Annotated in this window: 12 protein-coding genes; 7 read left to right on the forward strand and 5 right to left on the reverse strand. The window is 63.7% G+C overall.

Going from position 1 to position 12,905, the window contains the following annotated elements; all coding sequences use genetic code 11:
• Positions 1 to 113 precede the first annotated feature (113 nt).
• The 4 genes from NKL04_RS15000 to NKL04_RS15015 all read left to right on the forward strand — a co-directional run bounded on the left by NKL04_RS15000 (position 114) and on the right by NKL04_RS15015 (position 5,005).
• A complete protein-coding gene (locus NKL04_RS15000) occupies positions 114 to 1,196 on the forward strand; it encodes a transposase (RefSeq protein WP_023701472.1) in 1,083 nt (360 codons plus the stop codon).
• Positions 1,197 to 1,502: 306 nt separating this feature from the next.
• A complete protein-coding gene (locus tag NKL04_RS15005) occupies positions 1,503 to 3,008 on the forward strand; it encodes a S10 family peptidase (RefSeq protein ID WP_023703219.1) in 1,506 nt (501 codons plus the stop codon).
• Positions 3,009 to 3,157: 149 nt separating this feature from the next.
• On the forward strand, positions 3,158 to 4,045 hold the full coding sequence (locus NKL04_RS15010; RefSeq protein ID WP_023703218.1) for a DMT family transporter: 888 nt from the start codon (positions 3,158 to 3,160) through the stop codon (positions 4,043 to 4,045).
• Between the two features lie 51 nt (positions 4,046 to 4,096).
• On the forward strand, positions 4,097 to 5,005 hold the full coding sequence (locus tag NKL04_RS15015) for a DMT family transporter (RefSeq protein ID WP_023689124.1): 909 nt from the start codon (positions 4,097 to 4,099) through the stop codon (positions 5,003 to 5,005).
• 134 nt (positions 5,006 to 5,139) lie between these two features.
• Here NKL04_RS15015 and NKL04_RS15020 read toward each other — a convergent pair whose 3' ends face one another.
• Positions 5,140 to 6,003: a LysR substrate-binding domain-containing protein gene (locus NKL04_RS15020; protein ID WP_023693978.1), complete on the reverse strand. Its 864-nt coding sequence runs from the start codon at positions 6,001 to 6,003 to the stop codon at positions 5,140 to 5,142.
• A gap of 112 nt (positions 6,004 to 6,115) precedes the next feature.
• Between NKL04_RS15020 and NKL04_RS15025 the strand changes: the two genes are divergently transcribed.
• Entirely contained in the window at positions 6,116 to 6,523 is a 408-nt protein-coding gene (locus tag NKL04_RS15025) for a tautomerase family protein (protein ID WP_023703217.1), read from the forward strand.
• A gap of 167 nt (positions 6,524 to 6,690) precedes the next feature.
• A complete protein-coding gene (locus tag NKL04_RS15030) occupies positions 6,691 to 8,913 on the forward strand; it encodes an AMP-binding protein (protein WP_023703216.1) in 2,223 nt (740 codons plus the stop codon).
• Positions 8,914 to 9,073: 160 nt separating this feature from the next.
• Here NKL04_RS15030 and pssA read toward each other — a convergent pair whose 3' ends face one another.
• Both pssA and NKL04_RS15040 read right to left on the reverse strand, forming a co-directional pair.
• Positions 9,074 to 9,889, reverse strand: a complete 816-nt coding sequence (gene pssA / locus NKL04_RS15035) for a CDP-diacylglycerol--serine O-phosphatidyltransferase (RefSeq protein ID WP_023672701.1) — start codon at positions 9,887 to 9,889, stop codon at positions 9,074 to 9,076.
• A 3-nt stretch (positions 9,890 to 9,892) separates the two neighbouring features.
• Entirely contained in the window at positions 9,893 to 10,951 is a 1,059-nt protein-coding gene (locus NKL04_RS15040) for a phosphatidylserine decarboxylase (protein WP_348528079.1), read from the reverse strand.
• On the opposite strand from NKL04_RS15040, the gene NKL04_RS15045 reads away from it, so the two are divergent.
• Positions 10,857 to 11,534: a lysozyme inhibitor LprI family protein gene (locus tag NKL04_RS15045; RefSeq protein WP_352723802.1), complete on the forward strand. Its 678-nt coding sequence runs from the start codon at positions 10,857 to 10,859 to the stop codon at positions 11,532 to 11,534. The genes NKL04_RS15040 and NKL04_RS15045 overlap by 95 nt on opposite strands.
• A gap of 11 nt (positions 11,535 to 11,545) precedes the next feature.
• On the opposite strand, the gene NKL04_RS15050 is transcribed toward NKL04_RS15045, so the two are convergent.
• Together NKL04_RS15050 and NKL04_RS15055 are read right to left on the reverse strand one after the other, a co-directional pair.
• A complete protein-coding gene (locus NKL04_RS15050; RefSeq protein ID WP_023703214.1) occupies positions 11,546 to 12,202 on the reverse strand; it encodes a hypothetical protein in 657 nt (218 codons plus the stop codon).
• Complete coding sequence (locus NKL04_RS15055) at positions 12,202 to 12,804, reverse strand: DMP19 family protein (protein ID WP_352723803.1); 603 nt, start codon at positions 12,802 to 12,804, stop codon at positions 12,202 to 12,204. Before NKL04_RS15055 ends, NKL04_RS15050 begins: the two co-directional genes overlap by 1 nt.
• Positions 12,805 to 12,905 lie beyond the last annotated feature (101 nt).

Below are 12,905 nucleotides of genomic sequence, written 5' to 3' on the forward strand. Positions count from 1 at the left end.
TTTCTACGCCGGCGATTAGCGAAGGCGGTCGCGACATCCAATCTCCACCCCTGTGGGGCATAGGCGCTAAGATAGGTATTGCCCTGCGGAATCGGGTGTGATTCTACACTGCGATGACACACGAATCGCTTGTTGATGACGGCTGGGCCGAGACGATTGAGCTTCTGGGCGGCGAAGAGTTGATCGCAGCAAGTGCCCGCGAGACGAAGGCGTTCCTGCGCCCGCGCGGCGTCAGGTCGGCGAGCGACCTGTTGCGCCTGACACTGGCTTACTGCCTTGGCAAGGTTGGCATGCGGGGCGTCGTGGCCTGGGCGGCGGCGAGCGGGATAGCCGACATTTCGGACGTGGCGTTGCTTGGCCGGCTGCGCAATGCAGGACCATGGCTGCAGCAGTTGATTGGGCACCTTTTGAAGCGCGAGGATGCAGGTTTGGCCAAAGGCCGACTGGTTCGCATCCTCGATGCGACAGCGGTTGCCAAGGCCGGTGCGTATGAGAAGAAGAACAATGGTCTTTGGCGCATGCACTGCGCCTTCGAGCTTGAGCGCGAGCAGTTCGACTTCATCGAGATCACCGACCAGAGCGAGGCCGAGTTGATCGACCGCGTGCCGGTGGTGCCGGGCGAGATCCGCATCGGTGACCGCGCCTATCTGCAGGCCGAGCGGATCGCCAAGGTGATGGCGCAAGGCGGCGATGTTGTTGTGCGCGCGTCGTGGAAAAACGCGCGATGGCTCGACGCCAACGGCAGGGCGTTCGATCTCATCGGCTACCTGGAGAACTGCCGGGAGGAAGTCTGCGAAACGCCTGCCCGGCTGGCACTCAAGAAGGGCGAGCCTGTGAAGATGCGCCTGATCGCCTTGCGCAAATCCGAGGCCGCGGCACAAGAAGCGCGGCGCAAAATCAACAAGGAAGCCAGGGCCAAGGGCAACAAGGTTCAACCGCAGACGCTGATTGCGGCCGGCTTCGTCCTGCTTGTGACCTCGCTTGACCGGGAGGAGTTTCCCGCCGATACGGTCCTCAAGCTCTACCGCATGCGCTGGCGCATCGAACTCGCCTTCAAGCGCCTGAAGAGCCTGATCGGGCTGCGCTCTCCTCCCGCCAAAGACCCAAGGATCGCAAGGCCTTGGATCCTTGCCCACTTCCTCATCGCGCTCGTGACCGAACCCCTCTCGCAGGAGTTGGGTGTCTCTCCCCCTTGAGCGACGGGCGCCCGCTACTGTGGCGCGCAACCCGCCAGATCGTCGCCTCTCTGATCGCGACCATCTTTACTCAACCTTCCTTGGCGGCCCTGCGCCACAATCTCCATGCCTTGCGATATCGCTGGCGCGAACCACCACGAAAGCGCAAATTTCAGTCCATGCCAAAGCTATCTTAGCGCCTATGCCCTGTGGGGGGAGATGTCCGGCAGGACAGAGGGGGCTGAAGGAATGCTACCTCACGAAGAGTTACTTTGACTTCGACCGGCCCCGGCCATACCTAAGCAGAGTCATTCCCGCGGAGACATCATGCCGTTCAAGCTGAAACTGATCTCGCTTACCCTGTTGGTGCTTGCAGCCTTCGCGCAGCCAGTCCTCGCCGAAACGCCCGAGCGCCCCGCACCGGCAGGCGGCGTGCTGTCGCTGCTGCCGGCACCGCAGACGACCAGCCATTCAATCACCATTGCCGGGCGTAAGCTGGACTATCAGGCTAAGGCCGGCACGCTGTCACTGCTATCCGGCAAGGGCGAGGTCACCGCGGAAATCTTCTATGTCGCCTATACGCTGCCGCAACTGGCGGGCGCGGAGAAGGCTCGCCCCATCACCTTCGTCTTCAATGGCGGCCCGGGCGCGGCATCCGCCTATCTGCATCTCGGCGCACTCGGCCCGCGTGTCGTCGCGACCGGCGCCGATGGCCAATTCCTGCCGCCGCCGCAAAAGCTGATCGACAATCCCGACAGCTGGCTCGACATGACCGACCTCGTCTTCGTCGATCCGGTCGGCACCGGCTACAGCCGCGAGGCCCCCGGCCAGGACACAAAAGATTTTTGGGGCGTCAGCCAGGACGCCAGTTCGATCGGCGCTTTCATCCGGCTCTATCTCGCCCAGAACGGCCGCACCGGATCGCCGCTCTTCCTTGCCGGCGAAAGCTATGGCGGGTTCCGCGCGGCACTTCTCGCCAGGACCCTGCAGGAAGATGTCGGCCTGAGCCCCAACGGCATCGTGCTGATCTCGCCTGCACTGGAGTTCACGCTGGTGCTGCCCGACGAATTCCAGCCGCTGCATTGGGCGCTGGAACTGCCCTCGATGGCGGCGGTGCGCCTGCGCAGCGAAGGCCTCAGCGGCGAAGCACTGCGCGAAAAGCTCGCCGAGGTCGAAAAGTATGCGCTGGGCGACTACCTCACGGCTCTGACCGGCGGGCTGGAACAGGGCGGGCGGCTGGCCAGCCAGCGCGTGGCCGAGATCACCGGCCTGCCGCTCGACCTCGTGCAGCGCAATTCCGCCCGCATCCCGACCGGCCTGTTCGCGCGCGAATTCCAGCGCGCCGGTGGCAAAGTGCTCAGCCCGTATGACGGCACCATCGCCACCAGCGACATCGCCCCGGAGAGCGCCCGCAGCGCCGGCCCGGATCCGGTGCTCGACCGCAGCGTGCCGGCGCTGACCTCGGCCTTTGTCGGTTATGCGCGCGACGAGCTGAATTTTCGCACCGATGTCAGCTACAGGTTGCTCAATGGCGATGTGACCCACGCCTGGGACTATGGCGGCTCGCGGCAAGGCTATGCCGGGGTGATGGACGATCTGCAGCGGGCGCGCTCGCTCAACCCGGGGCTCGGCGTGGTGATCGTCAACGGCGACACCGATCTGGTCACTCCCTATCTGGCCTCACGCTATCTGGTGAGCCAAATCCCGACGCTCGGCGGGGCAAAACCCATCCGTCTCGACGTCATCGAGGGCGGCCACATGATGTATCTCAGGCCGGGCGGCCGGCGCGCCCTGAAGGAGGCCGCTTCGGAGCTCTACCAGGCAACACAGTGAACGGCGTGCCCACGCTGTCGGCCAGGCTGCGCCAACGCAAGCTTGCCACTGGCGTAGCGCCCTGCAGGCTTTCGCCCGTGTAGCCTGCAATGGGAGCCTGATTGGGGCAGGCTTCTTCTTCGTCCTCTTGACAGCGCCGGACACGCCGCATGGCCGATATTGCCATTCTGGAAACCCGCGAAAGGGTGCTTGCCGGCATCCTGTTCACCGGCTGCGCCTATTTCCTGTTTTCGACGCAGGACGCCGCGATCAAGCTTCTGGTCGTCGGCATCAGCGTCTGGCAGATCATGTTCTTCCGCTCGATCGCTGTGCTTATCGGCTGTGCTGCAATCGGCGGACCGCCCATCTTTGCCGACACAATGCGCTCGCCCATCGTGCGGCCGATGCTGGTGCGCAGCGCCTTCACGCTCGGCGCCTGGCTCTGCTACTACAACGCGGCCCGCTCCCTGCAGCTGGCCGAACTCACCACCATCTATTACGCCGCCCCGATCATCGTCACCGTGCTGTCGGTGGTGATGCTTGGCGAAAAGGTGCCGCTGTTGCGCTGGCTGGCGGTGTTCATCGGCTTCGTCGGCGTCTTCATCGCCTGTGATCCCACTCGTCTCGGCTTGTCCGTGCCGATGCTCTTGGTACTGGCTGCGGCAGTGCTGTGGGGCATTGCCGTGGTGCTGTTGCGCAAGACGGCGCTGGCCGAGCGCACGCTGATCCAGCTTGTGCTCAACAATTTCTACTTCCTGGTGTTTTCCGCGGTGCCGGCGCTGTTGGTCTGGCAGATGCCGGACTGGCGCCAGTTGCTGCTTTTGACCAGCGTCGGCGCGCTCGGCGGCGTGGCGCAATTTATGCTGTTCGAAGGCATGAAGCGGGCGCCGGTGTCGATCGTGGCGCCGTTCGAATACACCTCATTGGTCTGGGCCTTCGGACTCGGCTTTGCGATCTGGGGCGACGTGCCGCGTCGCGAGGTGTTTCTGGGGGCGGCGTTGATCGTCGGCGCCGGCCTGCTGATCATCGGCAACGAGCATTTCCGCAAGCGGCTATGAGTACCCCGTGCTGACAGCATGGTGGCAGGAGAAGACGGATAGACTGCTGAGATGACGGAAGCGCTCGACGGCCCAGGCACCACAGATACCGCTGCCGAGCGTACGCTCGGCATCATGCTGGTGGCGGCCTCGGCGGCTTTCTTCGCCCTCACCGGCGTGCTGACCAAATCGATCCACGCCGACCCGCTGACCATCACTTGCTGGCGCGGCTTTGTCGGCGCGATCCTGATCACCTTCTATGTGCTGTGGCGCCGGCGCCGCTCCGGCGGGCGGGAAAGCTTGCGGCTTGGCTGGCGCGGCTGGTTGCTGGCCCTCGAGGGCGCCGCGGCCAGCATCGCCTTCATCTCGGCGTTCAAATTCACCTATGTCGCCAATGTCGCGGTCATCTACGCCACCGCGCCCTTCATCACCGCGCTGCTCGCCTTCGTGCTGGTGCGCGAGCCGTTCCGGGCGCAGACGCTTGCCGCCGCCGCCGTTTCGCTGTGCGGCGTGGCGATGATGGTCGGCTCCGGCTTCGGCAGCGGTCATCTGTTTGGCGATGGGCTCGCGCTGCTGATGACCGCCGGCAGCGCGCTCTACATGATCATGGTGCGCGCCTTCCGCGACACGCCGGTGGTGTGGGCGGGCGCAGTCTCGGCGCTTCTGCTGTTCGTGCTCGGCTGGTTCGTCACCGACCCCCTGGCGATTTCTGCTCGCGACGCCGTGCTGCTCGTCGCCTTCGGAGGATCGTTCGCAGCGGCGTCGATCCTGTGGACGGAAGGCTCGCGGCTGATCCCGGCGCCTGAGTCCGGCCTTCTCGGTGCCGCCGAAGTGCCGTTTGCGATCCTGTTCGCCTTCCTGTTCCTCGGCGAGATCGCGCCGGCCGCCAGCCTGATCGGCGGCGCCATAGTACTCTGCGCGGTTTTCGCCCATGCGGGGCGCGACTGGCTGGCCGCGAGAAAAAGTGCGGCAACCCAATAATTATTTTCCAAGTCATGGAACCATCATGCGGATCAGGCAGTTTTATGTGCGACGGGTCACCCCCCAAGTCCCCCCAAACCCCTCGACCCGTCCTCCTCAAAGCCGACCGTGAAGGTCGGCTTTTTCTTTGGACATCAGCCGGCAAAGCCGGGCAAGGCGAGGTTGTCGCTGAGCAGGATGGCAAGATCGCGCGCCGGCCGCTCGGCGCCCTGGCCGAGTTTTATCGCGAATTGCGCTGTCGGCACCGGCGGCAGGGCGAATTCGCGCGGTGCTTCGGCAATGCCTGAATGGGCAAAGCGGGCGGTGCGCAAGGTCAGCGCGATGCCGGCATTGACCGCCGTGCGCAAGCCGGCAAGGCTGGCGCTGCCGGCGGCAATGCGGTAGCGGCGGCCGGCAGCATCGAGGGCCGCGAGTGCTGCTTCGCGAAAGCCGCAATAGGGGTCGAGCAGCGCCAGCGGCAATTCCTCTTCCCGCACGGCAAGCCCTTTTTGCGAGCACAGCCACAGCATCGGCTCACTGAACAGCCCGACTTCGTCATTGGCCGGCGTCTTGCGCATGACAACGGCCAGATCGAGCTGCCCGGCCTGCAGCGCCTCGCCAAGCTCGGCCGAACGGCCGACGCGGAGTTCGACCCTGACGCGCGGATGGCTGGTCGCGAAGGCGCGCAGCAGCTCCGGCAGGCCGCTATCGGCGAAATCCTGTGTCGTGCCGATGGCGACGCGACCAGCGGCACGCGCGCCCTTGAGCGCCAGCCAGGCCTCGCTGTGCACGGCAAGAATGCGGCGGGCATGACCGACAAGATCCTCGCCGGCCGGCGTCAGCCCGCGCCCGCGCCCCTGCGCCACCAGCAGCGGTTCGCCGACGATCTCCTCCAGACGCTGCATTTGCGCGGTCACCGCCGAGGGCGAGCGGCCGACAGCAGACGCAGCCTGAGCCAGCGAGCCGCCATCGACAAAGGCAAGGAAGGTTTTGAGCAGATCGGGATCGAGAGCTTGCATGCTTCGATAATACAGAACCTTTTGTTCGAAACAATTCGATTTTTTTGATTCAAAGATGATGGCATTGTCTCTCCAACGGCAAACAGACGCCGCTCAAACGAAGGAGAGAAAAATGCCCATCATCAACATCAGCGTCACCGGCAAGCCCGACGCCAAGCTGTCCGCCACAATCGCCAAGGAAATCACCGGCCTGACCGCAACCCATCTGCGCAAGGACCCGACGATCACCGCCGTCGCTCTCACCTATATCGACCCGCAGCACTGGTTCGCCGGCGGCACGTCGCTGGCAGAGCATGGCGCCAATACGTTCTGGCTCGACATCAAGGTGGTCGACGGCACCAACACCAAGCTGGAACTGGAGGCTTATCTGAAGGCGATCTTCGACACCTTTGGTAAGCTGCTCGGTGGCGTGCATGAGGAGAGCTATGCCTTCGTGCACGAGGTTCCGGCCGCAGCTTATGGGTATGGCGGCAAGAGCCAGGAGTTCCGGTTCATCAGCGGGCGGATCAAGGCGGCTTGAGCCAACGTGAAAGCGCAGCGCCGCCCCTCATCCGCCCTTCGGGGCACCTTCTCCCCGTGAACGGGGAGAAGGAAGAGGCTCTACATTGACCTTGCCCCCCATTGCGTTACCCTCTCCTGCGAAGCGGACGAAGAGCCGCGATACCGGAACGTTGGGAGAGACGCGGCATGATCCTGACACTGGCGCTGCTTGCAGGCCTCGTGCTGGCCTGGCTGCTGATTGGCGCGATCGAGACCTTTCGTCTCGACCTGCGCTTTACCCAGGCGCTGCTCTATGTGCCGTTCAAGCTTGCCTACCGGATCGAGGACCGGCGCATCCGCATTGCCCGCAACGCGCCGACGCCGGTGATCTATGTGGTCTCGCACCAGTCACGCTTCGAGCCGGCGCTGATGCTGTCGCTGCTGCCCGACGACACGCTGCACATTCTCGACGAGGCCTCGGCGCGCTCGCCCTGGATGGAGCCTTGGCGCGAGCTTGGCCGCACCATCGCCTTCAACGCCGAGCATCTCTTCGTCAGCCGGCGGCTGGTCAGGGTGCTGAAGGGTAAAGGCCGGCTTGCCGTCTACCTGCCCGATGACGTCGAGCCCGATGTGAAGACGTTTCGCCTGTTCCGCGCCGTCACCCGCATTGCCATGCAGGCCGACGCCCGCATCGTGCCGATCTTCGTCACCGGCTCGCGCGACCTGCCGGTTTCCTTGACGCCAAAGAACCGGGCGCCGCGCCACTGGTTCCCAAAACTCTCGATCAGCGTGCTGGAGCCAATGACGATTGCCGAACTGGTGGCGCGCAACCCCGACCAGGCTTCCAACACCAATGCGTTGTTCGACCGCATCGCCGAGGCGCGGCTTTATGGCAGCAACCTCGATCGCGGCCTGTTCCTGGCCATGCGCGATGCCGCGGATCGCACCGGCGCCTCGCATCCGATCATCGAGGATGTGATCAGCGGCTCGCTCAGCTATCGAAAAATGTTCATCGGCGCGCGCGTGCTCGGCCGCCGTTTCGAGGCGGTGGCGGCGCCCGGCGAAGCGGTCGGGGTTTTGCTGCCCAACGCCAATGGCGTGGTGCTGTCCTTCGTCGGCCTGCTCTCGGCCGGCCGGGTAGCGGCGATGATCAACTACACGGCAGGGCCGGCCAGCGTAACCGCCGCGGTGCGCGCGGCAGTCATCCGAACGGTGGTTTCCTCGCGCGCGTTCGTCGAGAAGGCGGCGCTTGCCGACATCATCGCCGCCATCGAGGCCGGCGGCGCCAAAATGCTGTGGCTGGAGGATGTGCGCGCAAGCGTCACGACGCTGGAAAAGCTCGCAGCAGCGGTGCTGTGGCGGTTCCCGCTGCAGCGGCAGGATGCGGCCAAGCCCGCCGCAATCCTGTTCACCTCAGGCTCGGAAGGCACGCCCAAGGCCGTGGTGCTGTCGCACCGCAATCTCCACGCCAACGCCATGCAGGCCGAGGCGCGCATTACCATTTCGCCGTCCGACATCCTGCTCAACGTGCTGCCGGTTTTTCACTCTTTCGGCCTGACCGGCGGTACCATCCTGCCGCTGGTGACCGGGGTGAAACTGTTCCTCTACCCGTCACCGCTGCACTACAAGATCATCCCGGAGATCGCCCGCAAGGTGAAGCCGACCATCATGTTCGGCACCGACACTTTCCTTGCCAACTATGCCCGCACCGCCAAGGATGGCGATTTCTCCAGCCTGCGCTTCGTCGTCGCCGGCGCGGAAGCGGTGAAGCCGGAGACGCGGCGCGTTTATCGCGAGCGCTTCGATGCCTCGATCATCGAGGGGTTCGGGCTGACGGAGGCCGCTCCCGTCGTCGCCGTCAACACCGCCATCCATGGTCGCGACGGCACGGTCGGACGGCTGTTGCCGGCGATGCGCATGAAGCTCGAACCGGTCGAGGGTATCGAGGGTGCCGGCCGCCTGTGGCTCGACGGGCCGAATTTGATGATGGGCTACATGACCGCTGACCGGCCCGGCGAATTGCAGCCGCTGGACGGCTGGCACGACACCGGCGACATCGTCTCGGTCGACCGCGAAGGCTTCATCACCATTCGCGGCCGGGCAAAACGCTTCGCCAAGATCGCTGGCGAGATGGTGTCGTTGGGCGCCGTCGAGATGCTGGTGCAGTCGCTGTGGCCGGAAGAGCGCCACGCCGCGGTGGCGGTGCCGGACAAGAGGCGCGGCGAGCGCATCGTGCTGGTCACCACCGCCGACGACGCCGATCCGGAAGAACTGCGCGCCTTCGGCAAGAAGGCAGGTGCGGCCGAACTGATGGTGCCCAACGACATCGTCAAGGTCGGGGAGATCCCGGTGCTGGGTTCCGGCAAGACGGATTATGTCTCGACGCGGAACCTGGCGATCGAGAAGCTGGGGCTGGGCCTGGCGGCTTAGCGTATCTCCCTCCTTGAGGGGGAGATGGCCGGCAGGCCAGAGGGGGTCGCCTCGCGTGAAGCGCCGACGTCCTCTTCGCTCAAACGAGGTCGCGTCCGGGGCGTACCGACCCCCTCTGTCGCCTTCGGCGACATCTCCCCCTCAAGGGGGGAGATAACAACTACCCAATATCCGACGGCGGCACTTTTTCGCCCTCGCGCTTGGCGCGCTTCGAATACGCCCGCACGCTGAAAGGCAGGAAGATGAGATAGCCTGCGACAGAGGCGGTCAGCGTGTACCAGGGATAGGTCATCAACAGCAGGACGTAGAGAACGACCGCCAGGATGATCGGCAGCACCTTGTCGCCCGGCACTTTCAGGCTTTTGCCGGAATAGACCGGCAGCCGGCTGACCAGCAGGAAAGCGACCAGCACAGTGAAGCCGGTGGCGACGAATGCCGTCAGGCGGTCCGGCTCGAGACCGAGCCGCAGGAAGGACAGATAGAGCGGCAGCATGACCAGCACGGCGCCGGCCGGCGCCGGCACGCCGACGAAGTATTCGCTCTGCCAGATCGGCCGGTCATGGTCTTCGTCGAGCACGTTGAAGCGCGCCAGCCGCAGGCCACAGGCGATGGTGAACAGAAGGGCTGCGATCCAGCCGAATGAGCCGGCGCGGTCGAGCAGGAAGGCATAGAGCACCAGTGCCGGTGCGACGCCGAAATTGACGATGTCGGCCAGCGAATCCATCTGCGCGCCGAATTTGGATGTCGCCTTCAACATGCGCGCCAGGCGCCCGTCTATGCCGTCCAGGAAGGCGGCGAGCAGCACCATCACCACGGCCGGCTCGAAACGGCCCTCGAAGCCGAAGCGGATGCCGGACAGGCCGGCGCAGATGGCAAGCACGGTGACCAGATTGGGCAGCACCATGCGCATCGGAATTTCGCGGATGCGCGGGCCGCCGCTGCCATGGGCCTCGAACTTTTTGAACGGCGCGCCCACCGCTTACGAAATCCTGACGAGCGGGGTTGCGGCGACGCCGCCGAATTCGGCGAGCACGGTTTCGCCGCCGACCGCCGTCTGGCCGACGGCGACGCGCGGCACCGCGGTCGACGGCAGGAAGACGTCGACGCGCGAGCCGAAGCGGATCAGGCCAAAGCGTTCGCCGACGGCAATGGAGCCGCCCGTCTCGGCCCAGCAGACGATGCGGCGCGCCACCAGGCCGGCAATCTGCACGGCGACAACGATGCCGTTGGGACTGTCTATGACCAGCCCGTTGCGCTCGTTCTCCGAGCTTGCCTTGTCGAGTTCGGCATTGAGGAACTTGCCCGGCCGGTGCTCGATTTTGGTGATGCGGCCGCGCACCGGAGCGCGGTTCACATGGCAGGAAAAGACGTTCATGAACACCGAGATGCGGGTCATCTCGGTGTTGCCGAGGCCAAGCTCGCGCGGCGGCACGGCCGGGCCGACCGCCGAGATGACACCGTCGGCGGGACTAACCACCAGCCGGTCGTCGACCGGGGTGACACGCTCGGGATCGCGGAAGAAATAGACGCACCAGGCGGTCAGGATCAGGCCGATCCAGAACAGCACCGAGGAGAAATAGCCGAGGAACAGCGTGCCCGCACCAAAGGCGGCAATGAACGGATAGCCCTCGCGATGGATCGGAACGAAGGCATTCTTGATCGAATCGACAAGGCTCATCGGATGGGGCTCATGGGATGGGGGCGGTCCCTGTTTCAGGTCCGGCCTCAATACCGGAAAGGCTCCGCTGCCGCAACGCAACATTGGGCAAGGCCGCATCGTCCGCAGCCGGCAGAAACGGTGACGTGCTTGCCTGTCGGCTGCTTTGCCGCCAGAATTCGGGCCAACGCCGGCTGAACGCGCGGCGAAAAGGCCGACTTCCATGGCGCCAAATTCAGGCAAAACGTATCTTGTTGCCATACGATCGTCAGCCGTGGGTGCCGTTTTGACCGTACTTGTGGCAGCGAGCGACCACGCAGTTGCGCAAGGCAAGCCATCCTTCGACTGCGCCAAGGCCGCCAGCGTGGCGGAAAAGGCCATTTGCGCCGATCCGGTCCTGGCGCAAGCCGATGCCGACGTCGCGAAGAATTATACCGCGCTGCTGAAGAGGCTCGATGCTCATGCCGGCAAGGCGCTGCGGGACGACCAAAGCGATTTCATCGCGTATCGCGACCAGATCGCCGGCTTCAACGAAAGTTCGCCCAAGAACCAACAGACTTTCGATCTCGGCGAATTCCTGCGCGACCGCGCAACCTTCCTGTCCGGCATACGCAAGCCCCCCGATGCAGGTTTGATCGGCACATGGAGCAGCGTGCGCGGCAGCGTCGACATCAAGGCTGTTGGCGGAGGCAAGGTCGAAATCTCGGAAGATGTCGTTTCCAATCCAGTCTCGGGAAGTGGGTCATGCGAGATCGACGGCACGGTCGAGGAGCGCAACACTCTGCGGCTGGTCGACCGTGCCGTCGACAACGACAACCCAACCGGTTTTGTCTTTACCTTCCGACGCGACGGCGATGCGCTTGTCGTCGAGCAGGGCGCCGGCAAGGATGGCAGATCGGAGCCCCTGTCATGCGGTGCCAACGGCCATGCCGATGGCACGTTCTTCCTGACGGAGAAAAAGTAGGCTTGCTGTCGCTAACCCGCCGCAGCGGAGCGATAAAAGTGGGCATTGAGCTCGGCCATAGCGGCCTCAGCGAGGCTTTCATCATCCTTGCCGCGCAAGAGGACACCGCCGTTCCGCAACGATTGGAAAAGGAAGACTTGGCCTGATGCCAGCACCACCCAATTCACGATTGCTCCTTCCTCCTTCTGCACCACCGAATTCGCAGAAACGATGGCATCCGTCGGGTCGAAGCCTGCCTTGCGGAGCAGGAGGTCGACGGCGGCGGGAGCATGGTATTGTTCCGCCAGCTCAATGACCGCTGTGATCTCGGGCTCTTCAGCAATGCCAAGCTTGGCGCCAACTTTCGGGGCGTTAGCCGCTAGCGGGCTCTCGCCTGGCGGTATGACAAGCAACTCTTCTGGAGCGATGTACTCGTAGACCGTGACGTGTGTCTCCGTCGCACTGCATAGTCGGGTCTTCTTCGCGCTGGTCTGAAGTTGAAAAACCAGCTGTTTCTCTCCTTCTATGTTCAGCATCCTTGCCATGCCGAACGCGATTTTGATCTCGGGCGGCGCGATCTTGGCGCAGGCAAGGCCGGCCCCGACATCGCGCCAGCTCAAGATCATCTGGCCTGCCAAGTTGCCAACGGACTTATGAAGAAGCCTGCCTTCGCGCTTCGGATTGGCCATCACCAGCCGGTGTATGACGTCGTCGTAATCGTCACTATCGACAACTGCAGATCAGGCCATGACGCGATCCAGCGCGCCAAAAGGTTTTCCATGGGCGCGGCCTCATCCGCAACGTAGAACGCATGATCAAGTGTATCGAGAAAATCATCCCGCCCGCCCTCGAAGCCCGTCTGCTGGGCGGCTTCGTTGGGATGGTCTGCAATCCAGCTGGACATCTTTTCCAAAGTCGCAAGCTGGCCCTTTGCGCCACAAGCAGTGAGTCCAGCTCGTGCGTTGGCAATCATGGCGCCGATTTCCTGCCCGGCATTGTGGATGAATTGACTATGGCCGCCGTTCTTTACCTCCGAAGAGTACGAGTCGGCATGAAGGACCTGCATCGCCTTGGTGTCGATTTCGGGATAACGATAGAGTCCTTTGGAAACCATCGCTGTGACGAATTGCATGACAGCGAAGACGAGAAAAAACGGCTCTTCATCAGGATCCTCGACGTTCGAACGCAGTACGACGACTGGCAACGGCAGGCCGAATTCCAACTGCTTTCCAGAATCTGATGCCGACTTCTCGGACGTTTTCTTGGATTTGCGGGAAAAGAAACCGAACATCGAAAATACTCTCTTGGTCGCAAAACTTGCGCGAACGGGTTATTTCCGACGCGACAATATCAGCTGCCCTCAAGGATTAAAGGCACTCTGATCCAGAGGCA

Origin of the sequence: Mesorhizobium sp. C264A (assembly GCF_040324515.1) — a bacterium.
In the GTDB taxonomy this organism is placed as follows: Bacteria; Pseudomonadota; Alphaproteobacteria; order Rhizobiales; family Rhizobiaceae; genus Mesorhizobium.

Coding starts and splice junctions, on each gene's coding strand:
- NKL04_RS15000 (WP_023701472.1), top strand. CDS start 114: ATGACACACGAATCGCTTGTTGATGACGGCTGGGCCGAGACGATTGAG.
- NKL04_RS15005 (WP_023703219.1), top strand. CDS start 1,503: ATGCCGTTCAAGCTGAAACTGATCTCGCTTACCCTGTTGGTGCTTGCA.
- NKL04_RS15010 (WP_023703218.1), top strand. CDS start 3,158: ATGGCCGATATTGCCATTCTGGAAACCCGCGAAAGGGTGCTTGCCGGC.
- NKL04_RS15015 (WP_023689124.1), top strand. CDS start 4,097: ATGACGGAAGCGCTCGACGGCCCAGGCACCACAGATACCGCTGCCGAG.
- NKL04_RS15020 (WP_023693978.1), bottom strand. CDS start 6,003: ATGCAAGCTCTCGATCCCGATCTGCTCAAAACCTTCCTTGCCTTTGTC.
- NKL04_RS15025 (WP_023703217.1), top strand. CDS start 6,116: ATGCCCATCATCAACATCAGCGTCACCGGCAAGCCCGACGCCAAGCTG.
- NKL04_RS15030 (WP_023703216.1), top strand. CDS start 6,691: ATGATCCTGACACTGGCGCTGCTTGCAGGCCTCGTGCTGGCCTGGCTG.
- NKL04_RS15040 (WP_348528079.1), bottom strand. CDS start 10,951: ATGGCCTTTTCCGCCACGCTGGCGGCCTTGGCGCAGTCGAAGGATGGC.
- NKL04_RS15050 (WP_023703214.1), bottom strand. CDS start 12,202: ATGGCCAATCCGAAGCGCGAAGGCAGGCTTCTTCATAAGTCCGTTGGC.
- NKL04_RS15055 (WP_352723803.1), bottom strand. CDS start 12,804: ATGTTCGGTTTCTTTTCCCGCAAATCCAAGAAAACGTCCGAGAAGTCG.